This is a genomic window from Burkholderia sp. Bp9004 (assembly GCF_003858025.1).
GTDB lineage: Bacteria > Pseudomonadota > Gammaproteobacteria > Burkholderiales > Burkholderiaceae > Burkholderia > Burkholderia diffusa.
Genome location: NZ_QTQD01000002.1, coordinates 367,324 through 392,146, shown reverse-complemented (window position 1 = coordinate 392,146; position 24,823 = coordinate 367,324). Strand labels below are relative to the sequence as shown.

20 protein-coding genes and 2 pseudogenes are annotated in these 24,823 nt (G+C 67.9%); 13 read left to right on the top strand and 9 right to left on the bottom strand.

Going from position 1 to position 24,823, the window contains the following annotated elements:
- The first annotated feature begins 149 nt into the window (after positions 1-149).
- The 3 genes from DIE08_RS04050 to DIE08_RS04040 are packed head-to-tail and all read left to right on the top strand — an operon-like array spanning position 150 to position 2,347.
- The gene (locus DIE08_RS04050) at positions 150-839 is read left to right on the top strand and encodes an ABC transporter permease (protein WP_059603702.1); all 690 of its coding nucleotides are present in this window, start codon (positions 150-152) and stop codon (positions 837-839) included.
- Positions 836-1,549 carry an ABC transporter permease gene (locus DIE08_RS04045; protein WP_124621664.1) on the top strand — a complete coding sequence of 238 codons (714 nt, stop codon included), beginning with the start codon at positions 836-838 and terminating at the stop codon, positions 1,547-1,549. The genes DIE08_RS04050 and DIE08_RS04045 overlap by 4 nt, the downstream gene beginning before the upstream one ends.
- Positions 1,550-1,567: 18 nt before the next feature.
- On the top strand, positions 1,568-2,347 hold the full coding sequence (locus tag DIE08_RS04040) for an ABC transporter ATP-binding protein (protein WP_124901062.1): 780 nt from the start codon (positions 1,568-1,570) through the stop codon (positions 2,345-2,347).
- A 54-nt stretch (positions 2,348-2,401) separates the two neighbouring features.
- Here DIE08_RS04040 and DIE08_RS04035 read toward each other — a convergent pair whose 3' ends face one another.
- Positions 2,402-2,899, bottom strand: coding sequence for a GNAT family N-acetyltransferase (locus DIE08_RS04035; RefSeq protein ID WP_059603708.1), 498 nt, complete (start codon positions 2,897-2,899; stop codon positions 2,402-2,404).
- Between the two features lie 136 nt (positions 2,900-3,035).
- On the opposite strand from DIE08_RS04035, the gene DIE08_RS04030 reads away from it, so the two are divergent.
- Positions 3,036-3,962, top strand: coding sequence for a LysR family transcriptional regulator (locus DIE08_RS04030; RefSeq protein WP_124901061.1), 927 nt, complete (start codon positions 3,036-3,038; stop codon positions 3,960-3,962).
- A 574-nt stretch (positions 3,963-4,536) separates the two neighbouring features.
- Positions 4,537-5,616, top strand: a complete 1,080-nt coding sequence (locus DIE08_RS04025) for a porin (protein ID WP_059603994.1) — start codon at positions 4,537-4,539, stop codon at positions 5,614-5,616.
- A gap of 141 nt (positions 5,617-5,757) precedes the next feature.
- Here DIE08_RS04025 and DIE08_RS04020 read toward each other — a convergent pair whose 3' ends face one another.
- The gene (locus tag DIE08_RS04020; protein WP_006398637.1) at positions 5,758-6,096 is read right to left on the bottom strand and encodes a P-II family nitrogen regulator; all 339 of its coding nucleotides are present in this window, start codon (positions 6,094-6,096) and stop codon (positions 5,758-5,760) included.
- An 83-nt stretch (positions 6,097-6,179) separates the two neighbouring features.
- Positions 6,180-7,901, bottom strand: coding sequence for an NAD+ synthase (locus DIE08_RS04015; RefSeq protein WP_124621656.1), 1,722 nt, complete (start codon positions 7,899-7,901; stop codon positions 6,180-6,182).
- Positions 7,902-8,010: 109 nt separating this feature from the next.
- On the opposite strand from DIE08_RS04015, the gene DIE08_RS04010 reads away from it, so the two are divergent.
- Entirely contained in the window at positions 8,011-9,192 is a 1,182-nt protein-coding gene (locus tag DIE08_RS04010; protein WP_124621654.1) for a GNAT family N-acetyltransferase, read from the top strand.
- 39 nt (positions 9,193-9,231) lie between these two features.
- Here the strand turns inward: DIE08_RS04010 and DIE08_RS04005 are convergent.
- Positions 9,232-9,438, bottom strand: a pseudogene (locus tag DIE08_RS04005) (fibronectin type III-like domain-contianing protein); the annotation flags it as partial.
- An 80-nt stretch (positions 9,439-9,518) separates the two neighbouring features.
- Between DIE08_RS04005 and DIE08_RS04000 the strand changes: the two are divergent.
- Positions 9,519-10,403: a GIY-YIG nuclease family protein gene (locus DIE08_RS04000; RefSeq protein ID WP_124901060.1), complete on the top strand. Its 885-nt coding sequence runs from the start codon at positions 9,519-9,521 to the stop codon at positions 10,401-10,403.
- 56 nt (positions 10,404-10,459) lie between these two features.
- Here DIE08_RS04000 and ppa read toward each other — a convergent pair whose 3' ends face one another.
- Complete coding sequence (gene ppa, locus DIE08_RS03995; RefSeq protein WP_011885693.1) at positions 10,460-10,987, bottom strand: inorganic diphosphatase; 528 nt, start codon at positions 10,985-10,987, stop codon at positions 10,460-10,462.
- 408 nt (positions 10,988-11,395) lie between these two features.
- On the opposite strand from ppa, the gene DIE08_RS03990 reads away from it, so the two are divergent.
- The 3 genes from DIE08_RS03990 (at position 11,396) to DIE08_RS03980 (ending at position 15,102) form a co-directional block, all read left to right on the top strand.
- Complete coding sequence (locus DIE08_RS03990; protein WP_124901059.1) at positions 11,396-12,835, top strand: aldehyde dehydrogenase family protein; 1,440 nt, start codon at positions 11,396-11,398, stop codon at positions 12,833-12,835.
- 75 nt (positions 12,836-12,910) lie between these two features.
- A complete protein-coding gene (locus DIE08_RS03985; protein ID WP_124901058.1) occupies positions 12,911-13,669 on the top strand; it encodes an SDR family oxidoreductase in 759 nt (252 codons plus the stop codon).
- 128 nt (positions 13,670-13,797) lie between these two features.
- A complete protein-coding gene (locus tag DIE08_RS03980; RefSeq protein WP_059603727.1) occupies positions 13,798-15,102 on the top strand; it encodes an MFS transporter in 1,305 nt (434 codons plus the stop codon).
- 105 nt (positions 15,103-15,207) lie between these two features.
- On the opposite strand, the gene DIE08_RS03975 is transcribed toward DIE08_RS03980, so the two are convergent.
- The 3 genes from DIE08_RS03975 to hemC are packed head-to-tail and all read right to left on the bottom strand — an operon-like array spanning position 15,208 to position 19,360.
- The gene (locus tag DIE08_RS03975; RefSeq protein ID WP_124901057.1) at positions 15,208-16,395 is read right to left on the bottom strand and encodes a heme biosynthesis protein HemY; all 1,188 of its coding nucleotides are present in this window, start codon (positions 16,393-16,395) and stop codon (positions 15,208-15,210) included.
- Positions 16,396-16,397: 2 nt separating this feature from the next.
- A complete protein-coding gene (gene hemDX, locus DIE08_RS03970) occupies positions 16,398-18,374 on the bottom strand; it encodes a fused uroporphyrinogen-III synthase HemD/membrane protein HemX (RefSeq protein WP_124901056.1) in 1,977 nt (658 codons plus the stop codon).
- Entirely contained in the window at positions 18,374-19,360 is a 987-nt protein-coding gene (gene hemC / locus DIE08_RS03965) for a hydroxymethylbilane synthase (protein WP_059680466.1), read from the bottom strand. The genes hemDX and hemC overlap by 1 nt, the downstream gene beginning before the upstream one ends.
- Positions 19,361-19,579: 219 nt before the next feature.
- Here hemC and ppc point away from each other — a divergent pair, with 219 nt between their 5' ends.
- Positions 19,580-22,594, top strand: coding sequence for a phosphoenolpyruvate carboxylase (gene ppc, locus DIE08_RS03960; RefSeq protein WP_124901055.1), 3,015 nt, complete (start codon positions 19,580-19,582; stop codon positions 22,592-22,594).
- A 148-nt stretch (positions 22,595-22,742) separates the two neighbouring features.
- On the opposite strand, the gene DIE08_RS03955 is transcribed toward ppc, so the two are convergent.
- Positions 22,743-23,495 carry a class I SAM-dependent methyltransferase gene (locus tag DIE08_RS03955; protein ID WP_124901054.1) on the bottom strand — a complete coding sequence of 251 codons (753 nt, stop codon included), beginning with the start codon at positions 23,493-23,495 and terminating at the stop codon, positions 22,743-22,745.
- Positions 23,496-23,677: 182 nt separating this feature from the next.
- Between DIE08_RS03955 and DIE08_RS03945 the strand changes: the two genes are divergently transcribed.
- Positions 23,678-24,487 carry a helix-turn-helix transcriptional regulator gene (locus DIE08_RS03945; RefSeq protein ID WP_124901053.1) on the top strand — a complete coding sequence of 270 codons (810 nt, stop codon included), beginning with the start codon at positions 23,678-23,680 and terminating at the stop codon, positions 24,485-24,487.
- A gap of 43 nt (positions 24,488-24,530) precedes the next feature.
- A pseudogene (locus tag DIE08_RS03940) lies at positions 24,531-24,764 on the top strand (FimD/PapC C-terminal domain-containing protein); the annotation flags it as partial.
- Between the last annotated feature and the right edge of the window lie 59 nt (positions 24,765-24,823).

Sequence of the window (24,823 nt, the reverse complement as noted above, 5' to 3'; positions counted from 1 at the left end):
CTCGCCCGCCGCTCCCCGCGACGGGCTGGCCCGGCACCGTTGCCGGGGGCGGACGGACATGATACGCACGGGGCGTTCCGCGCAGCTTGGCGGGCGCGTCTTTCGCGGCGCACCGCGTGCGCCGTCCGGGACCACACCAGGGACCACATATGTTTCTACAAGGCTACGGCCCGCTGATCCTCGCAGGCACCTGGCAAACCGTCAAACTGGCGGTGCTTTCGCTCGCGCTCTCGTTCCTGCTGGGCCTGCTCGGCGCGGGCGCGAAGCTGTCGCGCAACCGCTTCACGCACGGCGCCGGCACCGTCTACACCACGCTGATCCGCGGCGTGCCCGACCTCGTGCTGATGCTGCTGCTGTTCTACAGCCTGCAGATCTGGCTGAACATGGCGACCGATGCACTCGGCTGGGACCAGATCGACATCGACCCGTTCCTCGCCGGCGTGCTCGTGCTCGGCTTCATCTACGGCGCGTACTTCACCGAGACCTTCCGGGGCGCGTTCCTGTCAGTGCCGCGCGGCCAGCTCGAGGCCGGCAGCGCATACGGGATGACCAACTGGCAGGTGTTCACGCGGATCATGTTCCCGCAGATGATGCGCTTCGCGCTGCCGGGCATCGGCAACAACTGGCAGGTGCTCGTGAAGTCGACCGCACTGGTGTCGATCATCGGCCTCGCGGACGTCGTGAAGGCGTCGCAGGACGCCGGCAAGGGCACGCTGCGGTTCTTCTTCTTCACGCTGATCGCGGGAGCGGTCTACCTCGCCATCACGACGATCTCGAACTTCGTGCTGATGTGGCTCGAAAAGCGCTACTCGACCGGTGTCCGCAAGGCTGACCTATGATCGAACTCATCCAAGAATACTGGCGCAACTACCTCTACACCGACGGCTTCCGGATCACCGGCGTCGCAATCACGCTGTGGCTGCTGGTCGTGTCGATCGGCCTCGGCTTCTGCCTGTCGGTGCCGCTCGCGGTGGCCCGCGTGTCGAAAAGGAAGTGGCTGTCGAGCGCCGTGTGGCTCTACACGTACGTGTTCCGCGGCACACCGCTGTACGTGCAATTGCTGCTCTGCTACACCGGCCTCTACAGCCTGCAGGTCGTGCGCGGCACGCCGCTACTCGACGCGTTCTTCCGCGACGGGATGCACTGCACACTGCTCGCGTTCACGCTGAACACCTGCGCGTACACCACCGAGATCTTCGCGGGCGCGATCAAGGCGACGTCATACGGCGAGATCGAAGCCGCGCGCGCATACGGGATGACGCCGTTCACGATGTATCGCCGCGTGATCCTGCCGTCGGCGCTGCGCCGCGCGCTGCCGCTGTACAGCAACGAAGTGATCCTGATGCTGCACGCGACCACCGTCGCGTTCACCGCGACCGTGCCGGACATCCTGAAGATCGCGCGCGACGTGAACTCGGCGACCTACATGTCGTTCCATGCCTTCGGCATCGCCGCCCTGCTCTATCTCGTGATCTCGTTCACGCTCGTGTGGCTGTTCCGCCAGGCCGAGCGTCGCTGGCTCGCGTATCTGCGCCCGCAAGGCAAGTAAGTTTTCGCAGGACTATTGATGAATTCCCAGACTCAGAAGCTTTTCGTCGACGATCTGCACAAGCGGTACGGCGACAACGAGGTGCTCAAGGGCGTGTCGCTGAAAGCGAACTCGGGCGACGTGATCAGCGTGATCGGCTCGTCCGGTTCCGGCAAGAGCACGATGCTGCGCTGTATCAACTTCCTCGAGCAGCCGAACGCGGGCCGCATCATCGTCGACGGCGAGGAAGTGCGCACCACGCCGGACAAGACGGGCGCGCTGCGCGCGGCCGATTCGAAGCAGCTGCAGCGCGTGCGCACCAAGCTGTCGATGGTGTTCCAGCATTTCAATCTCTGGTCGCACATGAACGTGATCGAGAACGTGATGGAAGCGCCCGTCAACGTGCTCGGCATCCCGAAGAAGGAAGCCGAAGACCGTGCGCGCGAGTATCTCGAAAAGGTCGGCCTCGCGCCGCGCGTCGAGAAGCAGTATCCGTCGCACCTGTCGGGCGGGCAGCAGCAGCGTGTCGCGATCGCGCGCGCGCTGGCGATGCATCCGGACGTCATGCTGTTCGACGAGCCCACGTCGGCGCTCGACCCGGAACTGGTCGGTGAAGTGCTGAAGGTGATGCAGAAGCTGGCCGAGGAAGGCCGCACGATGATCGTCGTCACGCACGAGATGGGCTTCGCGCGCAACGTGTCGAATCACGTGATGTTCCTCCACCAGGGGCGCGTCGAGGAAGAAGGCGTGCCGTCCGAGGTGTTCGGCAACCCGAAGAGCGAACGCCTGCGCGGGTTCCTGTCGGGTAGCCTCAAGTAACGCGCGACACGCGAACGGGCGCTCGCGGTTCGCCGCGCGGCGCCCGTTTTGCGTTTACGCGGCGCTCACCGGTTCGCTGTCGGCGAACGCGCGCAGTTCATCGCCCGCGAGCCGGTAACGCACCCATTCGCTCTGCGGCGCGGCGCCGACGCTCTCGTAGAAACGGATCGCCGGCTCGTTCCAGTCGAGCACGCTCCATTCGAAGCGCCCGCATCCGGTGTCCACGGCGATGCGCGCGAGCGCCTTCAGCAGCCGCAGCCCGGCACCCGCGCCGCGAAAGCGCGGCGACACGTACAGATCCTCGAGATAGAGCCCCTGCCGGGCGAGCCAGGTCGAATACGAGAAGAAATACACGGCGAAGCCGGCCGGTTCGCCGTCGACCTCGCAAATCAGCGCGCGCGCGGGCGACCCTTCGCCGAACAGGCTGCGCTCGAGCGACGCGGGCGTCGCGACCACTTCATGCTCCGCCTTCTCGTAGATGGCCAGCTCGGTGATGAAACGCAGGATTTGCGGCACGTCGGCGACGGTGGCGGAACGAATGTCGATTTGCACGGTGGGGAGCCCTCCTTCGGCCCGGACTGAAAACGGAATGCGGCACCCGCGCAAGCGCGCCTGGCGTCGGACAGATCGACATGCTACGTTCACGGCTCAACTGCAGGAAGTGCAGTTTCTTCATCCATACATGAACATGATGCATCCCGACCTGCGCCGTCTCGACCTGAACCTGCTGCTCGCGTTCGACGCGCTGTACCGCCACCGGTCGGTCGCCGAGGCCGCGCACGAGCTGGCGATGAGCCCGTCCGCGCTGAGCCACGCGCTCGCCCGGCTGCGCGACGCGATCGGCGATGCGCTGTTCGTGCGGCTCGGCAACGAGATGCAGCCGACCGTGCGCGCCGACGACATCGCCACCTGGGCCGGCGATGCGCTCGACACGATGTCGAGGGGGCTCGCCCGCGCACGCCGCTTCGATCCCGCGCAAAGTGACCGCACGTTCGTGTTCGCCGCGAGCGACTACACGGCATTCGCCGTGCTGCCGGCGTTGCTCGCGCGCATCGAGCAGGTCGCGCCGCGGCTGCGGATCCGCGTCGTCCACTCCGACCGCAAGATTTCGATCGACGAACTCGCGGCCGGCCGGATCGACTTCGCGCTCGGCTATCACGAGGAGTCGGCCGCCGACGCGCCGGGTATCGAGGATTTCGACTGGGTCTCGGACGACTACGTCGTGATCGCGAGCGCCACGCATCCGGACATCCACCGGCGACTGACGCTCGACCAGTACCTCGCGGCACGCCACGTGGTCGTCACGCCGTGGAACGAGTCGCGCGGCGTCATCGACTACGTGCTCGACCGGCTCGGCCTCGCACGGCAGGTCGCCGTGCAGTTGCCGAGCGTGCTGGCCGCACCGTTCGTGATCGCGGAATCGGCACTCCTGATGACGGTGCCGAACCGTGCCGCGCAGGCGCTGCGCCACGCGGCGCCGATCCGCATCTTCCCCGCGCCGTTCGAGATCCCGCGCTACACGGTGAAGGTCTACTCGCACGCGAAGCACGCGCGCAGCGACGCGCACCGATGGCTTCGCGCGCAATTGCTCGCCGCACGGCCCGAGCACGGTTGAGTCGGAAACGCTTGTACGACGGGCGCTGCCACCCTGCCGCCCAACCGTTTCCGGCATCACGCCGGCGGCAGCAGGCCGCCGCCTACTTATTACGAAATACTTACCAATTTTGTCGCTTCCGCGCTTACGCTCGCGCTCCGGCAACGTCAATAGTGGCAATCCTTGACCCATCGCCGCGGAATCCATGTCTGCCTTGCCGGACAAGGGTTTTCCGGTAATCGACAGGCTCCGCGATGCCCGCCGCGCACCGTGTTGCATGGCAAATTGGCGACACGTGTTAGTCAAACAACGATTTCCGTCGCCACAAAATTGTATTTTTGCTAAATTAGTAACCAAAGTAGCAAAACGAAGTTCGTGAAATGTAGTTTAGCTTCACGACACAACAAGGAGACCCCGCAAGCCGACCCGGCCGCGCGGGACCGCTCAACGGTTTTCCGTCCGCTTGCCCGCGTGCCGCGCTTACCGGCCCTGCACGAGGTCTCCCTGGTTATCCCGCTTTTCGCTTTTGCCCGGCGCTCGCTGCTCCGGGCATCTCGTGCAGTCTGGGTTGACTTTTTGACAGGGTATGGAGGAGATGATGAAGAAAGCTTTGGTCGCGGCCGCGCTGATGGCTGCTGGGGTGGTTACGGCGCACGCGCAGAGCAGCGTCACGCTGTATGGCCGTCTGGATGCCGGCATCGAGTACTTGAACGGCCTGCAAAACGGCCACCAAGTGCGCGCGGAAAGCGGCGACTGGGGCACGAGCCTGTGGGGCTTGAAGGGCAGCGAGGACATCGGTGGCGGCAACAAAGTCCTGTTCCACCTCGAAGGCGCGTTCAACACGATGACGGGCGGCTTCAGCGGCTCGATCTGGGATCGTTTCGCGACCGTCGGCATCTCGAACGACCGCTACGGTACGCTGCTGCTGGGTCGCGAACTCGCGATCGCCAACGGCGTGTGGGACTTCGATCCGCTGGGCCAGTCGAGCTGGTCGTCGGCATCGCTCGTGCGCGGCCGCAACTGGAACAAGACCAGCAACAACGTGTCGTACCAGTCGCCGCAGTTCTACGGCTTCGACTTCTACGGCCAGTTCGCGTTCTCGAACTCGACCAGCTTCAACGGCAACACGACGGCCGGCCAGCCGGGTCGTGCAGCCGGCGCGCAGGTTACCTACACGAACTCGCTGTTCCAGTTGCGCGGCATCTACGACGAAACGCGCGACAGCAACGGCCGCTTCTCGGACGTGTTCAATTACTCGCGTGAATACTTCGCGGGCGTGAACGTGTTCCTCGGCCAGTTCAAGGTGCAGGCGGCCTACCAGTCGTCGCACGCGGACGGCAGCGGCGGCCCGGCCGTCAACAACGGCATCACCGGCACCCAGCAGGTCTGGGGTGGCGTGACGTGGCAGGCAACGCCGGCGGCAGCGCTGATCGCGGCCGTGTACCACGTGAACGCCAACCACGGCGGCGGCAACGCGAACATCTACACGGTCGGCGGCTCGTACAACATTTCGAAGCGCACGCTGTTCGACGTGCAGGTCGCGACGGTGCGCAACAGCTCGACGGCCAACTTCGGCCTGAACGCGAACGGCGCCGGCACGGCCGTCTCGACGGGCAACCCGCATCCGGGCGGCAGCCAGACCGGCGTCTACGCCGGCATCCAGCACCTGTTCTGATCAGGCGCCGTCCAGAGAACGATTCGACAACACTTTCCACGCTGCTGCGAGAGGCGCGTATCGGTGCGGTACCCACCCGGGTATCCGCACCGTTTTTTATTGGCGAGCCGGGATCGAGCGATCCACGGCCCGATGCGGCGCTCAGACCGCCGCTTCGTTCTCTTCGCCGGTGCGGATGCGGATCACGCGCTCGACGTCCGACACGAAGATCTTGCCGTCGCCGATCTTGCCCGTGCGCGCCGCGCCGATCACCGCATCGATCACCTGGTCGACCTGCGCTTCCGCGACGACCACCTCGATCTTCATCTTCGGCAGGAAGTCGACCACGTATTCGGCGCCGCGATACAGCTCGGTGTGCCCTTTCTGGCGGCCAAAGCCTTTCACTTCCGTCACGGTCAGGCCGGTGAGGCCCACTTCGGCGAGCGCTTCGCGGACTTCGTCCAGCTTGAACGGCTTGATGATGGCGGTGATGCGTTTCATGATGGTTGTCCCTCAATGCTCGTTTGGATGCAAAATCGCGATCCCGATTGTAAGCCGGCCGGCCGCGTACGGCCCAGCACGGCTCAGTCGAGACGTTCGGTAAAGCGTGACGTGATCGGATAGCGCCAGTCGCGCCCGAATGCGCGATGCGTGACGCGAATACCGATCGGCGCCTGGCGGCGCTTGTATTCGTTGATCTTGATGAGCCGCGTCACGCGCGCGACGTCGGCCTCCGCATAGCCGGCCGCGACGATCTCCGCAAGCGGCCGGTCCTCCTCCATGTACATCCGCATGATCGCGTCGAGCACGTCGTACGGCGGCAGGCTGTCCTGGTCCGTCTGGTTCTCGCGCAGCTCGGCCGACGGCGCGCGCGTCAGGATCCGCTCGGGAATCACGTCGCGCAGTTCGTAGTCTGTCGTTGCGTTGCGATAGCGGCACAGCCGGTAGACCAGCGTTTTCGCGATGTCCTTGATCACCGCGAAGCCGCCGGCCATGTCGCCGTACAGCGTGCAGTAGCCGACCGCCATCTCGCTCTTGTTGCCGGTCGTCAACACGATCGAGCCGAACTTGTTCGACAGCGCCATCAGCAGCGTGCCGCGGATGCGCGCCTGGATGTTCTCTTCCGTCGCGTCCTCCGCGCGGCCCGCGAATTCGCCCGCGAGCGCCGCACGGAACGCGTCGAACATCGGTGCGATCGCGATCTCGTCGTAACGCACGCCGACGCGCCGCGCCATCTCCGCCGCGTCGGTGGTCGAGATGTCGGCCGTGTAGCGCGACGGCATCATCACCGCGCGCACGCGCTCCGGCCCGAGCGCGTCGCAGGCGACCGCGAGCACCAGCGCCGAATCGACGCCGCCCGACAGCCCGATCAGCACACCGGGAAAACCATTCTTGCCGATGTAGTCGCGCACGCCGGTCACGAGCGCGCGATAGACCTGCGCGTCGACCGGCAGCTCGGGCGCGATCGCGCCGGGCAGCGGGCGCGGCCCGTCGAATTCGACGATCGCGTGCCCTTCGTCGAACTGCGGCATCTTCGCGACGAGCGCGCCCTGCGCGTCGAGCACGAACGAGCCGCCGTCGAACACGAGCTCGTCCTGGCCCCCGACGAGGTTCACGTACACCATCGGCAGCCCGGTTTCGCGGATCCGCGCGCGCAGGATGTCGATGCGCAGCGCTTCCTTGTTCATGTGGTACGGGGAACCGTTCGGGATCAGCAGCACCTGCGCGCCCGCAGCCTTCGCGATCTGTGCGGCCGACGCATGCCAGGCGTCCTCGCAGATGATCACGCCGTATCTGACGCCGTTGAGCTCGAACACGAGCGGCTCGGTGTCCGTCGCGAAGTAGCGCTTCTCGTCGAATACGTCTGCGTTCGGCAGATCCTGCTTGCGGTACGTACCGACGATCTCGCCGCCGACGATCAGCGACACCGCGTTGTAGGTGTCGGTCGGCGGCACGCCGCGCTCGATCGGGCGGTTTGCATTACCATCGACGGCTGGCGCGTGCGGATCGCCGCCCGACGCATCGCCGCCTGCGCTCCGCAACGGATGGCCGACCAGCACCGCGAGCCCGTCGAACGCGCGCAGCGCATCGGCGAGCGTGTCGAGCGCGGCGGCCGCCGCCGTGTAGAACGCGGGCCGCAGCAGCAGGTCTTCCGGCGGGTAGCCGGACAGCGCGAGTTCGGGCGCGATCATCAGGTGCGCACCATCGTTGTGCGCGGCGCGGGCGGCAGCGACGATCCGCGCGACGTTGCCGGCGAAATCGCCGACGGTGACGTTGATCTGGGCGAGAGCGAGTCGGGTCTTCATGACGGGATTGGCGCAGCCCGGTGGCGCGCCCTGAACGGCTGACGAAATCGTCCCGGACGCGGGCCACGGCGGCACGCATCCGGCGGCATCCAACAGTACGGATTCACGCTTGAAACACGAACGCATCGATTATCGCACGGGCATCCTGTCGTCCCCCGCGGAGGTGCCGGCCGACGAATGGAACGCGCTGCTCGAGCGCGACGCGCAGCCGACGCCGTTCCTGCGCCACGAATTCCTCGACGCGCTGCACGTCGCGCGCTGCGCGGTCGACGACACCGGCTGGTCGCCGCACTTCGTCACGTTGACCGACGCGCGCACGGGCCGGCTCGCGGCCGCCGCCCCCGTCTACGCGAAACAGCATTCGTACGGAGAATACGTGTTCGACTGGGCGTGGGCCGACGCGTACCAGCGCAACGACCTGCCCTATTACCCGAAGCTGCTGTGCGCGGTGCCGTTCACGCCCGTGCAGGGCACGCGCCTGCTCGCCGCCGACGACGACGCACGCCGCCGGCTCGCGGCCACGCTGCTGGCGTTCGCCGAGCAGAGCGACGTGTCGTCGCTGCACGTGCTGTTCCCGACCGGCGACGAAGCGCGGCTGCTCGAGTCGATGGGGATGATGCTGCGCGAAGGCGTGCAGTTCCACTGGCTCAACGACGGCTATCGCGACTTCGACGACTTCCTCGGCACGCTCGAGCAGAAGAAGCGCAAGAACATCCGCGCGGAACGGCGCAAGGTGCGCGATGCCGGTGTCACGTTCCGGCGGCTCACCGGCGAGCAGATCACCGACGCCGACTGGCGCTTCTTCACGCGCTGCTACCGGCAGACCTACCGCGAGCACTATTCGAGCCCGTACCTGAACCTCGACTTCTTCCGCGCGATCGGCGCGACGATGCCGGAGAACCTGCTGCTCGTGATCGCCGAGGCCGACGGCAAGCCGATCGCGAGCTCGCTCGCCGTGTACCGGCGCGGCGCGAACGGCATCGGCGGCACGCTGTACGGCCGCTACTGGGGCGCGCTCGAACACGTGCCCTGCCTGCATTTCGAAACTGCCTACTACCAGTTGCTCGAGTTCTGCATCGAGGCCGGGCTCGACACGTTCGAGGGCGGTGCGCAGGGCGAGCACAAGCTCGCGCGCGGCTTCCTGCCGACCGTCACGCATTCCGCGCACTGGCTCGCGCATCCGGCGTTCTCCGATGCGGTCGCGCGCTTTCTCGAACGCGAGACCGAGCATATCCACGCGTACGTCGACGAGCTGCGCGAACACGATCCGTTTCGGCGGGGCGCCGGGTAGCATCGGCACACCGGCACAGCGACCATCTGCCCGTCCTCTTCAGTGCGCGACGTGCGTCACCGTCTGCGACACCGCTCGCGGGTCGCGCGACGACGCGGCCGCCGACAGCCCGTAACGGCCTGCACCGATCCGCCACGCGTGCGCATTCGCATCCCGGACCGCGAAGCGCTGCGCCGGCACCGCGATGCTGACGGTGCGCGCCTCGCCCGGCTGCAGCGCAATCTTCATCCAGCCGACGAGCCGCTTGCGCGACGGTCACGGCGATCGGTGGCGTTGACGCACGCCATTTCTGAGACACTGACGGCTTCGCATCCCGCCGCCTTCCCATGTCCTGGTTTCTGTATCTGATCGAGTGCGCCGATGACAGCGTCTACACGGGTATCACGACCGACGTCGCCGCGCGCTTCGACGAGCATGCGTCCGGCAAGGGCGCGCGCTATACGCGCTCGCGCAAGCCGCGCGCCGTGCTCGCATCGTTCCCGCTACCCGACCGTTCGATTGCATCGCGCGCCGAGTACTGGGTGAAGCGGCTCACGGCCGCGCAGAAACGCGAGCTGGCGGCCGGGATCAGGACGCTCGAATCGGTATTGCCGGCCGGGATGTCGCTCGACGGAAACGTCGACGCCGCCGAGCCGCAGGACGGCACACGCGGAAGGAAGAAGGTGAAGCGCGCCGACATTGCGAACGAGCTGGCCGAAACCAAAGAGGCTCGCGATAAAGCCGCGAAGAGCGGAACTACCGGAAAAATGCCCGGGGCCGCGAAAACCCCGAAGCACGCACGAGCCGCAACGGCACCAACGTCGGCAAAAGCCTCGCCGGTCGCCTTGAAACGTGCCAGGATCGCCGACGATACGGAAGGGAAAAAGACCGCCTCGCGCGGCACACCGGCAAAACGGGGCAAGCCGGTCACGAACGCATCGCCGAAACGGAAAGCGGCGGCAACCGGCGGCAAGCCCGCCGCGGACGGACGCGCCGCCCCTGCTTCCGCCCCGGCGCGCGGGCGTTCGTCGGCAAGGAGGGGCGCCGCCGAAATCATCGAGGCCGTCGCGCCCCCCGTTGCCCCCGTTGCCCCCGTTGCCCCCGCACGCCGCGCAACGGAAGCGAAACGTGCGAAGACTGCGGCAAGTGCGGGCGCCCAGCCCGCTGCGGCGCGCAAGAAAACCCTCGCACACGCCATCCCGCGCGCAAAACAAAACCGCGCGGCCTCCTGAGGAGACACGCGCGGCTTGCGTTCCGAACGAACCGGCCGCGAGGCCGGCCTGCCGGCTTACTTCTTGTAGTTCGCGGCGCCGTCGGCGATTTCCTTGTGCGCGGCGTCGATGCCGGCCCAGCCTTCGACCTTCACCCACTTGCCCTTCTCGAGCGCCTTGTATTGCTCGAAGAAGTGCTTGATCTGGTCCTTCAGGTACTCGGGCACGTCGTCGATCGACTTCAGGTTCGCCGTCATCGGGCAGACCTTGTCGTGCGGCACGGCGACGAGCTTAGCGTCGACGCCCGACTCGTCGGTCATCTGCAGCATGCCGAGCACGCGCGAACGCACGATCGAGCCGGCCAGCAGCGGGAACGGCGTGATCACCAGCACGTCGACCGGATCGCCGTCGCCCGACAGCGTCTGCGGGATGTAGCCGTAGTTCACCGGGTAGCGCATGCCCGTGCCGATGAAGCGGTCGACGACGAGGAGACCCAGCTCCTTGTCCGCCTCGTACTTCACCGGATCGCTTTGCGCGGGGATCTCGATGATCACGTTGAAATCGTGCGGCAGGTCCTTGCCGGCCGGAACATGATTGAAGCTCATAGCGCTCTCTGTTGGTCGATGGGAATTCAGGACAGGGCGCCGCGGCCGATGCACCGCCGCGGGCGTCCCCGCAGGGAATGCGCCATTATAGCCAATCGACCGGTGGCGTCCGGATGACGATCGGCGCGATAATCGTTCCGGATGTCCGGCCGCCGAACCACGGGCGACGTTCATGGAATCCGGGAACCGCTGAAGCACCGACAGATTTGCATGGGACCGGACCAAGCGCTGAAACGCCAAGTCCGATCGACCGCGAAGCATGGGACCCGAGTAAGTACTGAAGCGCTAACTCGGATCGACCGCGAAGCATGGGACCCGAGTAAGCGCTAAAGGGCTAACTTGGGTCGACCGCGAAGCATGGGACCCGAGTAAGCGCTAAAGCGCTAACTCGGGTCGACAGGAGCAGGCATGGAAGAGGCGAAGCACTTCATCGCGGGCGAATGGACGTTGCCCGCGCAACTGGAGACGATTCCGGTCGTCGACCCATCCGACGGCCAGCCATTCGCAACGATCGCGCGCGGCACCGCGCCCGACATCGAGCGCGCGGTCGCGGCGGCCCGCGACGCGTTCTCGGGCCCGTGGGGCGCGGCGAGCGCCGCCGAGCGCGGCCGCGTGCTGATGCGGCTGTCCGCGCGCGTCGCCGACCACCTCGAGGAACTCGCCGCGATCGAGGCGCGCGACACCGGCAAGCCGTTGAAGCAGGCGCGTGCCGACGCCGCCGCGCTCGCACGCTACTTCGAGTTCTACGCGGGCGCCGCCGACAAGCTGCACGGCGAGACCCTCCCCTATCAGGCCGGATACACGGTGCTGACGGTGCGCGAGCCGCACGGCGTCACCGGCCACATCGTGCCGTGGAACTACCCGATGCAGATCTTCGGGCGCAGCGTCGGCGCGGCGCTCGCGGCCGGCAACGCATGCGTCGTGAAGCCGGCCGAGGATGCGTGCCTGTCCGTGCTGCGCGTGGCCGAGCTGGCCGCCGAAGCCGGGCTGCCCTCCGGTGCGCTGAACGTCGTCACCGGGTACGGCCATGAAGCGGGCGCCGCGCTTGCGCGCCATCCCGGCATCGACCACATCTCGTTCACCGGCTCGCCCGCGACCGGCAAGCTGGTCACGCAGATGGCCGCGGAGAACCATGTCCCCGTCACGCTCGAGCTCGGCGGCAAGTCGCCGCAGATCGTGTTCGCCGACGCCGATCTCGACGCGGCGCTGCCCGTGCTCGTGTCGGCGATCGTGCAGAACGGCGGGCAGACCTGCTCGGCCGGCAGCCGCGTGCTGATCGAGCGCGCGGTCTACGAGCCGCTCGTCGAACGGCTCGCCACCGCCTTCAACGGGCTGCGGGTCGGCCCGAGCCGCGCGGATCTCGACTGCGGCCCGCTGATCAACGCGAAGCAGCAACAGCGCGTGTGGGATTTCCTCTCCGACGCGCAGCACGACGGCATTCCGATGGCCGCGCACGGCCAGGTCGTCGCCGAGGCGCCCGAAAGCGGCTTCTACCAGGCCCCCGCGCTGCTGCGCGACGTGCCGCCGTCGCACCGCCTCGCGCAGGAGGAAGTGTTCGGCCCGGTGCTCGCCGCAATGCGTTTCGTCGACGAAGACGAAGCGATTGCGCTCGCGAACGGCACGCAGTACGGCCTCGTCGCGGGCATCTGGACCCGCGACGGCGCACGCCAGCTGCGTCTCGCGCGCCGCCTGCGCGCGGGGCAGGTATTCGTCAACAACTACGGAGCGGGCGGCGGCGTCGAGCTGCCGTTCGGCGGCGTCGGCCACTCGGGGCATGGTCGCGAGAAAGGCTTCGAGGCGCTATACGGCTTCACCGCGCTGAAGACGATCGCGATCCGGCACGGCTGAACCAGACACACGCGGCCGGCCACGACCGGCCGCGCACCGAAATACCACGCACGATTCCAACACAGGAGACACATCATGCGGCTGAGCGGCAAGACGGCCATCGTCACGGGCGGCGGTTCAGGCTTCGGCGAGGGAATCGCGAAGACCTATGCACGGGAAGGCGCGAACGTCGTCGTCAACGACCTGAACGGCGCGGCGGCCGAGCGCGTCGCGAGCGAGATCGCGCTGGCGGGCGGCAAGGCGATCGCGGTCGCGGGCGACGTGTCGAAGGACACCGACTGGCGCGCACTGCTCCAGGCCGCGCTCGACGATTTCCATTCGGTGCAGATCGTCGTGAACAACGCCGGCACCACGCACCGCAACAAGCCGGTCCTCGACGTGACGGAAGCCGAGTTCGACCGCGTGTATGCCGTCAACATGAAGAGCCTGTTCTGGAGCGTGCAGACGTTCGTGCCGTATTTCCGCGCCCAGGGCGGCGGCGTGTTCGTGAACGTCGCGTCGACGGCCGGCGTGCGGCCGCGCCCGGGCCTCGTCTGGTACAACAGCACGAAGGGCGCGATGATCACCGCGAGCAAGTCGCTCGCGGCCGAGCTCGGCGCCGACCGGATCCGCGTGAACTGCATCAACCCGGTGCTCGGCGAAACGGGCCTGATGACCGAGTTCATGGGCTGCGAGGACACACCGGAGAATCGCCGCCGGTTCCTGGCGACGATTCCGCTCGGCCGCTTCTCGACGCCGCAGGACATCGCGAACGCGGCGCTGTACCTCGCGTCCGACGAAGCCGAGTTCATCACCGGCGTCTGCCTTGAAGTCGACGGCGGGCGCTGCATCTAGCCGCACCGCCGTAATTGCGCGCACCGGCATCGCCGGCCGGCGCCGCATCCAAGCGTCATCATTGCTTCGCACGACCGGATCGGGCGCCGACGCGCCGGCTCCGGACAACGACAAGAACTGGAGACAACATGGCAACATCGACGCAGTCGCTGCCGGGCTCGTCCGGCGCATTCGAGGAAGCAACCTACCGCAAGGTGTCCTGGCGGCTCACGCCGCTCCTGCTGCTGTGCTACGTGGTCGCGTATCTCGACCGCGTGAACGTCGGCTTCGCGAAGCTGCAGATGGCGAGCGACCTGAATCTCAGCGACACGGTCTACGGGCTCGGCGCCGGGATCTTCTTCTTCGGCTACTTCCTGTTCGAAGTGCCGAGCAACATCATCCTGCACAAGGTCGGCGCGCGCGTCTGGATCGCGCGCATCATGGCGACGTGGGGCGTGATCTCGATCCTGACGATGTTCGTCACGACGCCCGCGATGTTCTACGTGATGCGCTTCCTGCTCGGCGTCGCCGAAGCCGGCTTCTTCCCCGGCGTGATCCTGTACCTCACCTACTGGTATCCCGCGCACCGACGCGGCCGGATGACGACGTTCTTCATGACGGCAGTCGCCTTGTCCGGCGTGATCGGCGGGCCGCTCTCCGGCTTCATCCTGAAGGCGTTCAACGGCGTGAGCGGCTGGCACGGCTGGCAATGGCTGTTCCTGCTTGAAGGGATCCCGTCGGTGCTGGCCGGCGTGCTCGTATTCTTCGCGCTCGACGACCGGATCGCGAAGGCCAAATGGCTCACCGACGACGAAAAGGCGCTGCTCGCGCGCAACGTCGACGCGGAGGAAGCGACCAAGGAAGACCTGCCGCTCGGCGCGGTAATGGCGAGCCCGCGCGTATGGCTGATGGCGCTCATCTACTTCTCGTTCGTGATGGGACTGTACGGCGTCGGCTTCTGGCTGCCGACGATCATCAAGGCGACCGGCGTGACCGACACCTTCATGATCGGCCTGCTGTCGGCGGTTCCGTATGCGGCGGCGGTGGTCGCGATGATTCTGATCGCGCGCAGCGCGGACAAGCGGCGCGAACGACGCTGGCACCTTGCGATTCCGGCCGCGTTCGGCGCGCTCGGGCTCGTGCTGTCGGTGATATGGGCGCACCAGACGGCGCTCGCGATGCTCGGCCTCACGCTCGCGACGATGGGCATCCTGACGACGCTGCCGCTGTTCTGGAGCCTGCCGACCGCGTTCCTCGGCGGTGCGGCAGCCGCAGCGGGCATCGCGATGATCAACTCGATCGGCAACCTCGCGGGCTTCCTGAGCCCGTACTTGATGGGCTGGCTCAAGCAGGCGACGGGCGCCAACGACGCAGGCATGTACATGCTCGCCGGGTTCCTCGTGCTCGGCGGGCTGCTCGCGCTGTCGGTGCCGAAGCGGCTCGTCGACAAGTGACGCGGCACGTGACGACGTGCCTGCCGCAGGGCAATGCATGAAAAAGCCCCGAAGGCCGGTTGGCGTTCGGGGCTTTTTTACGCGCGGCGGGCAAGCGCCGCCGCGTCAGACCACGGTGATCGCGAGCGCGCTTTCGCGGTAGTGCTTCGCCGCCTTGTCGGTTTCGCCAAGATGCTCGAACAGGCGTGCGAGCGCGCGGTGCGCACGCACCTTCAGCGCCTCGTTGTCGGCCTGCTTCAACGCGGCTTCGAGGAACGACTGCGCCTTGCCCCACAGCTGCTGCTGCTGGCAGAGACGGCCGAGCGCGAACAGCAGGTCGGCATCGTCCGGGTGATCCTTCTTCCACCCTTCGGCCTTCTGGATCAGCGGCAACGCATCGCCGCCGGCCGTATCCGGATAGCGGCGCAGCAGGCGCGCATCCCAGTTGTGCGCAAGCGCGTCCTCGACGATGCGGCGCGCTTCGGTGCGGCGCTCGAGCGTCACCAGCAGGTCGGCCGCGAGATCGGCCAGGCGCGGCGACTGGCGCTCGAGCGGCGACAGCGACTGCCACACCTCGAGCAGCGCGTCCGGGTCATGCCGGCGTTCGCGCAGCAGATTCTCCGCCGCCTGCTGGCGCAGCCGCACGGCCGCAGCCGGATGCAGCGCCTCGCGCTTCTCGAGCGCCTTCGCGAGCTTCAGCACCTCGGCCCAGTTCTTCAACTGCTGCTGCGCGCGCAGGGCGACCTGCTGCGCATGGATGCGCTTGCCGCCCGCCTGCAGGTCGGCCAGCGCGGCGAGCGCACCATCGGCATCGCGTGCATCCGCGCGCATGTCGGCGGCGGCGAGCAGCCGCGCATCCTGCCATTCCGGCGCGTCGACCTTCGACAGCCAGTCGTCGCGGCGCGTGTACTCGTGCATCCGGTGCGCGGCGGTCGCCGCGACGAGACTTGCGGCGCCCTGGTTCGCATCGACCGCGAGCGCGTCGCGCGCGGCCTTCTCGGCGCGCGAGAAGCGGCCCGCGTACAGGTTCGCGATCGCATCGCGCAGCGACGCCTGAGCCTTCTCGTTGCGCGAACGCGCACGATATGCGGCGACCCGCTGCGGCATGCGCCAGATGTTGCGCACGATACGCAGCAGCGCGTACACGACGATGAACAACACGACGATGGAGATCACGAACAGGTTCAGCGACACGTCGACCCGGTACGGCGGATAGACGAGCAGCACCTGCCCCGCGTCGAAACGGCCGACGGTGGCGAGTGCCGCGGCGATCGCGAACAGGATCGCGAGCCAGACGATTCCTCGAAGCGTCATCGTTACCCCCGACTCTTGAACTGCTGAACGGCGTTCAGGCTCGTGTTCAGGTTCGGCACGGCAACCGTCAGCGATGCGCCGTCGACCTGCTTGAGCAGATCCTCGACGGTTTGCGTGTCCCTCGATGCCTGGTCGAAATACTTGCCGAGCGAGGCCTGCGCCGCATGCAGGTCGGCCTTCATCGCGCCGTCATTGCGCGCGAGCAGCGACAGCCGCGCGGTGAGCAGGCGCAGCTTCACGTTCTCGCGTACGAAGTAGCCCTGGTCGGGCGATGCGAGCATCGCGTCGGCGTTGTCGATCCGGCGCACCTGCACGAGGCCCTTCAGCTGCTGGCCGAGCCCCGCCGAGAAGTCATGCCACCACACCTTCCAGCGCGGCTCGCCGGCCACGGCAGCAGCCGACGACGCGGTATCGGCCGGCACGGCCTTCGGCGCCGCGTGCGGGACGATCGCCTCGCCCGACAGCGGCAGCGCGTCGATCTTCGCGATCGCGTCGTCGAGCTTGATCGCGAGGCCCGTGAGGTCGGCCGACGGTGCGGCTTTCAGCTTCTCGATGTCCTGCGCGAGCGCCTTGCGCACCGTGACGGCCTGCGCGCTCTGGGACGTCGCGAGGCGCGCATCGGCATTCTGCAGCGCGATCAGCGCGAGTTGCGTGTTCCCCGTCAGCTGCAGTTGCTGGCTCGCGCTCGACAGCATCTGGTCGACTTCCTCGAGCATCCAGGCGTCGCGGTTGCGCGACAGGTCCTGGTATTGCTGCTGCAGCGCCTGCTGCGCGCTCTGCGCGTCGGCGAGCTTGCCGTCGAGCTGCGCGAGCTGCGTGTCGACCTGATGCGTGCTCGCGAGCGCCTGCTCCGTCTTCGTACGGGTCTCGGCCGTCTGCGCATCGAGCGCCTTCTGGCGCGCGACGAACGAATCGTCGAGCCGGTCGACCTTGCGGTTCAGCGCATAGCCGCCCACACCCGCCGCGCAGCCGAGCACGACGACGACGAACCACAGCGCCGCGCTGCCACCGCGGCGCGCATGCGGCTCGGACGCGAGATAAGGAGGACTGGACGGCGGTGCGGATGCAGCGGCCGGCTGGGAAGCGACGCCTTTGGAATCGTTGGTATCTGTCATGCGTTTAGTCACCGGTGCGGCTGTCGCCGGTTGGACGGCCTCGTCGGCCATCGTTCGAAACGCGCGGACGATGCGCTCATCGCCCGCGCCGGTCAGCGTAATCCTATCAAAACCCAGTGCGCGCGCGGTCTGCTCGATGCGCGGGTGCGGCGTCACGAGCGGCGCATGCTTCAGCGCCTCGATCTCGGCGTCATTCAGATGCGTGCGCGCGAGTTCGTGCAGGTTGCGCACGCCCTCCGAGCTCGTGACGAGCCACGCGTGCGGCGCGCCGGCGAGCAGCGCATGCACGCGCTCCCACGCGCCGATGCGCGGCTCGGGCACGACGCGCCGGTACGCGGCGACCAGCGTGACCTCCGCGCCGGCTTCGCGCAGCCGCTCGGCGAGCCATTCGCGACCGCCGTCGCCGCGCACGATCAGCACGTGCTGGCCGGCGAGCGCTTGCGCGCCGCCGAACGCGGCCTCGATGCTCGCGAACAGGTGTTCCGAATCGTAATGCGGGACGCCGTCATCGGCGAGCGCCTGCGGCGCGATCACGCGATGCGCGGGCGCCGCGATGCCGTGGCGCGCGAGCGCCGCGACGCTGCCGGGGCCGACGACACCGACCGGCAGCGCATTCGGCCAGATCGCCCCGTACTGCGCGAGCGCGCGGTCGATCGCGTTCGGCGACACGAAGATCACGAGCGCGTAACGCCCAAGCGCCGCGAACGCGGCGTCGAGCGGCACCGGATCGTCGACCGGCGCGATGTCGATCAGCGGGAATTCGAGCACGTCGCAACCGGCCTCGGCCAGTTGGGCCGCAAGCGCGGCCGACTGGCCGTCCGGGCGCGTCAGGACGGCGGTGAACCCGCGCGCGCCGCCCGCCATCAGGCGTCGCCCTTGCCGGCCTGCGAGCCGGCGAGCAGTGCGTTGACGATGTCGCGCGCGCCTTGCGCCTCGAGCTCGTCGGACACCGCGCGGCCGAGCGCGACCGCATCGGCGACGGTCATGACGGCACCGCACTCCTCGGCGGTCAGCACGCGCTGTCCGTCGGTCGTCGACACGCGGCCCGTCAGGTACAACTCGCCCGCGCGCCACACCGCGTGGGCGGCGAGCGGCACCTCGCAGCTGCCGCCGAGCGCGCGCGACACCATCCGCTCGGCCTCGACCGCGAGCGCGGTCCGCGGGTCGTGCAGCGGCGCGAGCCATCCGGCCACGTCCGTGCGACGCGCGGCAATTTCGATGCCGAGCGCGCCCTGGCCGGCGGCCGGCGGGCTGTCCTCGACGCCGATAAGCGCGCGGATTCGCGCTTCGAGGCCAAGGCGCTTCAGGCCCGCGGCCGCGAGAATGATCGCCGCATAGTCGCCGCGATCGAGCTTCGACAGGCGCGTGTCGAGGTTGCCGCGTAGCGGCAGCACGTTCAGGTGCGGATAACGCGCACGCAGCATCGCCTCTCGGCGCAGGCTCGACGTGCCGACGACCGCGCCGGCAGGCAGCGCGTCGAGCGACGCGTAGTCGTTCGACACGAACGCGTCGCGCGGATCCTCGCGCTCCATGATCGCGGCGAGCGCGAAGCCGTCGGGAAGCGCCATCGGCACATCCTTCAGCGAATGCACGGCCAGGTCGGCGCGACCGTCGGCGAGCGCATTCTCCAGCTCCTTCACGAACAGGCCCTTGCCGCCGACCTTCGACAGCGTACGATCGAGAATCTGATCGCCACGGGTCGTCATCCCGAGGATTTTCACGTCACAAGCTGGATATAATTTGCGCAGCGCATCACGCACATGTTCGGCTTGCCACATCGCCAGGCGGCTCTCGCGCGAGGCAATCGTCAGCGTCACGGGGGATTGTGCCGAAGAGATCTCGGAATTCATTGCAGGAACAATCGAAGGACGGGATTGAAGATCGAACAATGGTAGCACGCACGCCCCGGCCCGCCCGGGCCCGGCGCCTGCGCCCGCCGCGCTTCGGCGCCGGCGGCGACACCGATGCGCGGATGTGCCGCACGTAGCTGGTTGCTTGACCGCAGTTCCCGTAGTTTCCGTTGTCCCCGCAGTCCCTTTTTGACTCGAGCTTTCCCAAGGAAACCCATCGTGAAGTCTTCCGGATCGGCGCGTACGGCGCGCCGCAATGCTGCCTTGCCCTCCTCCGACGCCCAGACGGGCTCCATCGCCACCGCCGCGAACGGCCGTGCGAAACCGGCAACGAAACCGAAAGACCCGATACGTCAGACAAAACGCGCGACCACGGCCGCCGGCCCGGCTGCCCGCAAGGCCGGCACGGCGAAGCCCGGCGCCCGCACGCGCGAGGACAAGGACGGTCCGCTGTTCGAGGACATCCGCTACCTCGGCCGCCTGCTCGGCGACGTCGTGCGCGAACAGGAAGGCGACACCGTGTTCGACGTCGTCGAGACCATTCGCCAGACGGCGGTGAAGTTTCGCCGCGAGGACGACAGCGAGGCGGCACAAACGCTGGAAAAGAAGCTGCGCAAGCTGACGCCGGAGCAGACGGTGAGCGTCGTGCGCGCGTTCAGTTATTTCTCGCATCTCGCGAACATCGCGGAAGACCGCCACCACAACCGCCGCCGCCGCATCCACGCGCTGGCCGGATCCGCGGCACAGCCCGGCACCGTCGCGTACGCGCTCGAGCAGCTGAAGACGACCGGCAACGCGTCGAAGCGCCTGCTGCAGCGCTTCTTCGACGATGCGCTGATCGTGCCGGTGCTGACCGCGCATCCGACCGAAGTGCAGCGCAAGAGCATCCTCGACGCGCAGCACGACATCGCGCGCCTGCTCGCCGAGCGCGACCAGCCGCTGACGGCGCGCGAACGCTCGTACAACGAATCGATGCTGCGCGCACGCGTGACTGCGCTGTGGCAGACCCGCATGCTGCGCGACGCGCGCCTGACGGTCGGCGACGAGATCGAGAACGCGCTGTCGTACTACCGCGCGACGTTCCTTGACGAACTGCCCGCGCTGTATGGCGACATCGAGGCCGCGCTCGCCGAGCACGGCCTGTCCGCGCGCGTGCCCGCATTCTTCCAGATGGGCAGCTGGATCGGCGGTGACCGCGATGGCAACCCGAACGTGACCGCCCCGACGCTCGAAGAAGCGATCAACCGCCAGTCCGCGGTGATTCTCGAACACTATCTGGAACAGGTGCACAAGCTCGGCGCCGAGCTGTCGGTGTCGAACCTGCTGGTCGGCGCGAACGACGCCGTGAAAGCGCTCGCGGCCGCGTCGCCCGACCAGTCGCCGCACCGTGTCGACGAACCGTATCGCCGTGCGCTGATCGGCATCTACACACGGCTCGCCGCAAGCGCGCGCGTACGACTGGGCGAAGGCACGGTGCCGGTGCGCAGCGCCGGCCGCGGCGCGCCGCCGGTGCGCGCGGTGCCCTACGCCGATTCCGAAGCCTTCGTCGCCGACCTCAAGGTGCTGACCGCCTCGCTCGACGAACACCACGGCACGTCGCTCGCCGCGCCGCGCCTCGCACCGCTCGTGCGCGCGGCCGAAGTGTTCGGATTCCATCTCGCGAGCATCGACCTGCGCCAGAGCTCCGACATCCACGAAGCCGTGGTCGCCGAGCTGTTCGCGCGTGCCGGCGTGCATGCGGATTACGCGTCGCTCTCCGAGGACGACAAGCTGATCGCGCTGCTTGCCGCGCTGGCCGATCCGCGCCCGCTGCGCTCGCCGTACATCGAATACTCGGCGCTCGCGCAAAGCGAGCTGGGCGTGTTCGAGAAGGCACGCGAGGTGCGTGCGCAGTTCGGCCCGCGTGCGGTACGCAACTACATCATTTCGCACACCGAGACGGTCAGCGACCTCGTCGAAGTCCTGCTGCTGCAGAAGGAAACCGGGCTGCTCGAAGGCGCATTCGGCGCCGCTCACGACAGCGCGCGCAACGGCCTGATGGTGATTCCGCTGTTCGAGACGATCCCGGACCTGCGCGACGCTGCGCGCATCATGCGCGAATACTTCGCACTGCCGGGCATCGACGCGCTGATCGCGCACCAGGGTGCCGAGCAGGAAGTGATGCTCGGCTACTCGGACAGCAACAAGGACGGCGGCTTCCTGACATCGAACTGGGAGCTGTATCGTGCGGAGCTCGCGCTCGTCGACCTGTTCCGCGAACGCAAGATCACGCTGCGGCTGTTCCACGGCCGCGGCGGCACGGTCGGCCGCGGAGGCGGCCCGACCTACCAGGCGATCCTGTCGCAGCCGCCGGGCACCGTGAACGGCCAGATCCGCCTGACGGAACAGGGCGAGGTGATCGCGAGCAAGTTCGCGAACCCCGAGATCGGCCGGCGCAATCTGGAGACCGTGGTCGCCGCGACGCTCGAGGCGTCGCTGCTGCCGCAATCGAACGCGCCCGCGCAGCTGCCCGCGTTCGAAGCCGCGATGCAGACGCTGTCCGACGCCGCGATGGCGTCGTATCGTGCGCTCGTCTATGAAACGCCCGGCTTCACCGACTACTTCTTCTCGTCGACGCCGATCACCGAGATCGCCGAGCTGAACATCGGCAGCCGCCCGGCCTCGCGCAAGCTGCAGGATCCGAAGAATCGCAGGATCGAAGACCTGCGTGCGATTCCGTGGGGCTTCTCGTGGGGCCAGTGCCGACTGCTGCTGACGGGCTGGTACGGCTTCGGCAGCGCGGTGAGCGCGTATCTCGACGGCGCGCCGGACGCGGCCGAACGCACCAAGCGCCTGACGCTGCTCAAGAAGATGAACAAGACCTGGCCGTTCTTCGCGAACCTGCTGTCGAACATGGACATGGTGCTTGCGAAGACCGATCTCGCGGTCGCGTCGCGCTATGCGCAGCTGGTCGCCGACCGCAAGCTGCGCAAGCACGTGTTCGAGCGGATCGTCGCGGAATGGGAGCGCACGTCGCAGGCGCTCGCGGAAATCACCGGGCACGCTGGCCGCCTCGCGACCAACCCGCTGCTCGCGCGCTCGATCAAGAACCGCTTCCCGTATCTCGATCCGCTGAACCACCTGCAGGTCGAGCTGATCAAGCGTCACCGCGCGGGCGACACGAACGCGCGGCTGCGCCGCGGGATTCACCTGACCATCAACGGGATCGCGGCCGGCCTGCGCAATACGGGCTGATCCGTGCGCGGCGCGGGCCTGCTCCGCGCCGCGCCGGCGTTGCAAAACGCGCGCCGCAAAACGAAAGCCGCGATACGCAACCACGCGTATCGCGGCTTTTTCGCATGGAACGGCACGACGGCGGAGGCTGCCGTGTCGCCCCATACGCTCATTGCGCGTCGATCAGCAGCGCATCGTGCTCGAACGACCCGTCCGGCTGCACTGCGTAGTAGCCGCGCACCTCGTCTGGCGCATGCGCCCACAGCGCGCGGATGCCCGCGACGCTGTCGGCCGGCGTGCGGATGCGCTCGACCCATGTGTCGAAATCGATCGGCAGGCGCCAGCGGCTCTGCACGTGTGCGTCGAACCCGGCGCCGCGAAACATCGCGAGCCATTCGTCGGCACGGTAGTCGCGCACGTGCGACGCGTCGCGCAGCACTTCGGCGGCCTGCAGATACGTGTCGAGCAGCGGATGATCGTTGCCCGCGATATCGATCATCAGCACGCGGCCGCCCGGCTTCAGCACGCGACGCACCTCGGCAAGCGCCGCGCGTACGTCGTGCCAGTGGTGCGCGCTCATCCGGCTGATTACCCAGTCGAAAGTGCCGGCTTCGAACGGCAGCCGTTCGGCCGGCCCCTGCTGCGTGCGGACGTTCGCGAGCCCGCGCTCGCGCGCGGCGGCGGCGACGGTCGCGAGCATCGGCGCCGCGAGATCGTAGGCGACCACGTCGCGCACGTGCGGCGCGACCGCAAAGCTCGCATGGCCCGCACCGCAACCGAGATCGAGCACCGCGGCGTCGGGCGTCGCGCGCACGGCGTCTGCCAGTGCCTGCAGATCGGCGCCCGTCGCGTGGACCGTGCTCGTCAGGTAGGCGGCGGCCGTCGTGCCGAATGCGTCGGCGACCTGGTCGTGGTGTTTCATCGTTCGCTCCTTCGTTGGGTGGGACGCCCGCTGCCTGCCAGCGCGCGAATCGCTACAATAGGGCCGCGCTTGTACCAGTACAAGTTAAGCAGTTATTCTGGTATTTGTTACACCTGCCTGATTTCCGGCCCGATCTACGCCGCGCGTCGCGCGCCCCTTTTTGTCGTTTCAGCCGTTTCCGCATGAACCAGCCGTCCTCCGCCCCCACCCCGCCGCTCGACGCCACGCCCGCCCGCGCCCTCGGCGAATTCATCCGCGCGCACCGCGAACGGCTGTCGCCTCAGGCCGTCGGCCTGCCGCCCGGCCCGCGCCGCCGCACGCCGGGGCTGCGGCGCGAGGAAGTCGCGCAGCTGTGCGGCGTCAGCCCGACCTGGTACACGTGGATCGAGCAGGGCCGCCCGGTGTCGGCGTCGGCCGATGCGCTCGCGCGGATCGCCGTCGCGCTGCAACTGTCGAAGGCCGAACGCGCATACCTGTTCGAACTGGCCGCGCAGCGCGATCCGGCCGAGCCCGACGTCGCGGCTGGCGACCTGCCGCCCACGCTCGCGGCGACCGTCGCCGCGATCGCCACGCCTGCATATGTGCTCGACCGGCAATGGAACGCGCTCGCATGGAACGCGCCGGCCGCCGCGCTGTTCACGGGCTGGCTCGACGGCGAGCACGACCGCAACCTGCTGCGCTTCACGTTCATGGCGCCGGCCGCACGCACGTTGATCGTCGACTGGGAAACCCGCGCGCGCCGGCTCGCGGCCGAATTCCGCGCCGACTCGATCCGCCACCTCGCCGATGCGCCGACCCGCGCGCTGATCGACGCGCTGATGGCCGGCAGCGATGCGTTCGCGCAGTATTGGGCGTCGCAGGACGTGTTCGAGCGCGAAGGCGGCCTGCGCGAGTTCGACCATCCGGTCGACGGCCGGCTCGTGTACCAGCAGATCACGCTGAAGCCCGCACACCGCGAAGACCTGAAGCTGGTCGTGCTCGTGCGCGATTGAAGCGGCTTAGAAGCTGATCGTCGCGGTGATCGATGCGCAGACGCTGCGCGCGACGGACGGCACGCCGCTGCCGCCCGGCCTCGACGTTCGCCACGTCGAAAGCGGCCAGCGCACGATCGTCGGCTACGACGGCCTGACCTTCGTCGACGGCCTCGTCCAGAACAATCACCTCGAAATCTCGGGCGGCGGCCGCGACTGCGCCGTCGAATTCGCGTACCGGCGCCCGGACGACGGCACGCTGCCGCGGATCGGACCGCTGACCTACGGCCCCCGGTAATCCGCGCCCGTTCGCGGCCGACGCGCGCGCCGGCCGCCAGCCCCGCGAATGCTAGAATT

Excerpts from the sequence above, each read along its gene's own strand:
- hemDX (WP_124901056.1), bottom strand. The coding sequence starts at position 18,374 with ATGGCGGGCGGCGCGCGCGGGTTCACCGCCGTCCTGACGCGCCCGGAC.
- DIE08_RS03990 (WP_124901059.1), top strand. The coding sequence starts at position 11,396 with ATGGAAGAGGCGAAGCACTTCATCGCGGGCGAATGGACGTTGCCCGCG.
- DIE08_RS04030 (WP_124901061.1), top strand. The coding sequence starts at position 3,036 with ATGATGCATCCCGACCTGCGCCGTCTCGACCTGAACCTGCTGCTCGCG.
- ppa (WP_011885693.1), bottom strand. The coding sequence starts at position 10,987 with ATGAGCTTCAATCATGTTCCGGCCGGCAAGGACCTGCCGCACGATTTC.
- DIE08_RS04050 (WP_059603702.1), top strand. The coding sequence starts at position 150 with ATGTTTCTACAAGGCTACGGCCCGCTGATCCTCGCAGGCACCTGGCAA.
- DIE08_RS04040 (WP_124901062.1), top strand. The coding sequence starts at position 1,568 with ATGAATTCCCAGACTCAGAAGCTTTTCGTCGACGATCTGCACAAGCGG.
- DIE08_RS04015 (WP_124621656.1), bottom strand. The coding sequence starts at position 7,901 with ATGAAGACCCGACTCGCTCTCGCCCAGATCAACGTCACCGTCGGCGAT.
- hemC (WP_059680466.1), bottom strand. The coding sequence starts at position 19,360 with ATGAATTCCGAGATCTCTTCGGCACAATCCCCCGTGACGCTGACGATT.
- DIE08_RS03945 (WP_124901053.1), top strand. The coding sequence starts at position 23,678 with ATGAACCAGCCGTCCTCCGCCCCCACCCCGCCGCTCGACGCCACGCCC.
- DIE08_RS03955 (WP_124901054.1), bottom strand. The coding sequence starts at position 23,495 with ATGAAACACCACGACCAGGTCGCCGACGCATTCGGCACGACGGCCGCC.
- DIE08_RS03985 (WP_124901058.1), top strand. The coding sequence starts at position 12,911 with ATGCGGCTGAGCGGCAAGACGGCCATCGTCACGGGCGGCGGTTCAGGC.
- DIE08_RS04020 (WP_006398637.1), bottom strand. The coding sequence starts at position 6,096 with ATGAAACGCATCACCGCCATCATCAAGCCGTTCAAGCTGGACGAAGTC.
- DIE08_RS04000 (WP_124901060.1), top strand. The coding sequence starts at position 9,519 with ATGTCCTGGTTTCTGTATCTGATCGAGTGCGCCGATGACAGCGTCTAC.
- DIE08_RS04025 (WP_059603994.1), top strand. The coding sequence starts at position 4,537 with ATGATGAAGAAAGCTTTGGTCGCGGCCGCGCTGATGGCTGCTGGGGTG.
- DIE08_RS04045 (WP_124621664.1), top strand. The coding sequence starts at position 836 with ATGATCGAACTCATCCAAGAATACTGGCGCAACTACCTCTACACCGAC.
- DIE08_RS03980 (WP_059603727.1), top strand. The coding sequence starts at position 13,798 with ATGGCAACATCGACGCAGTCGCTGCCGGGCTCGTCCGGCGCATTCGAG.
- DIE08_RS03975 (WP_124901057.1), bottom strand. The coding sequence starts at position 16,395 with ATGACGCTTCGAGGAATCGTCTGGCTCGCGATCCTGTTCGCGATCGCC.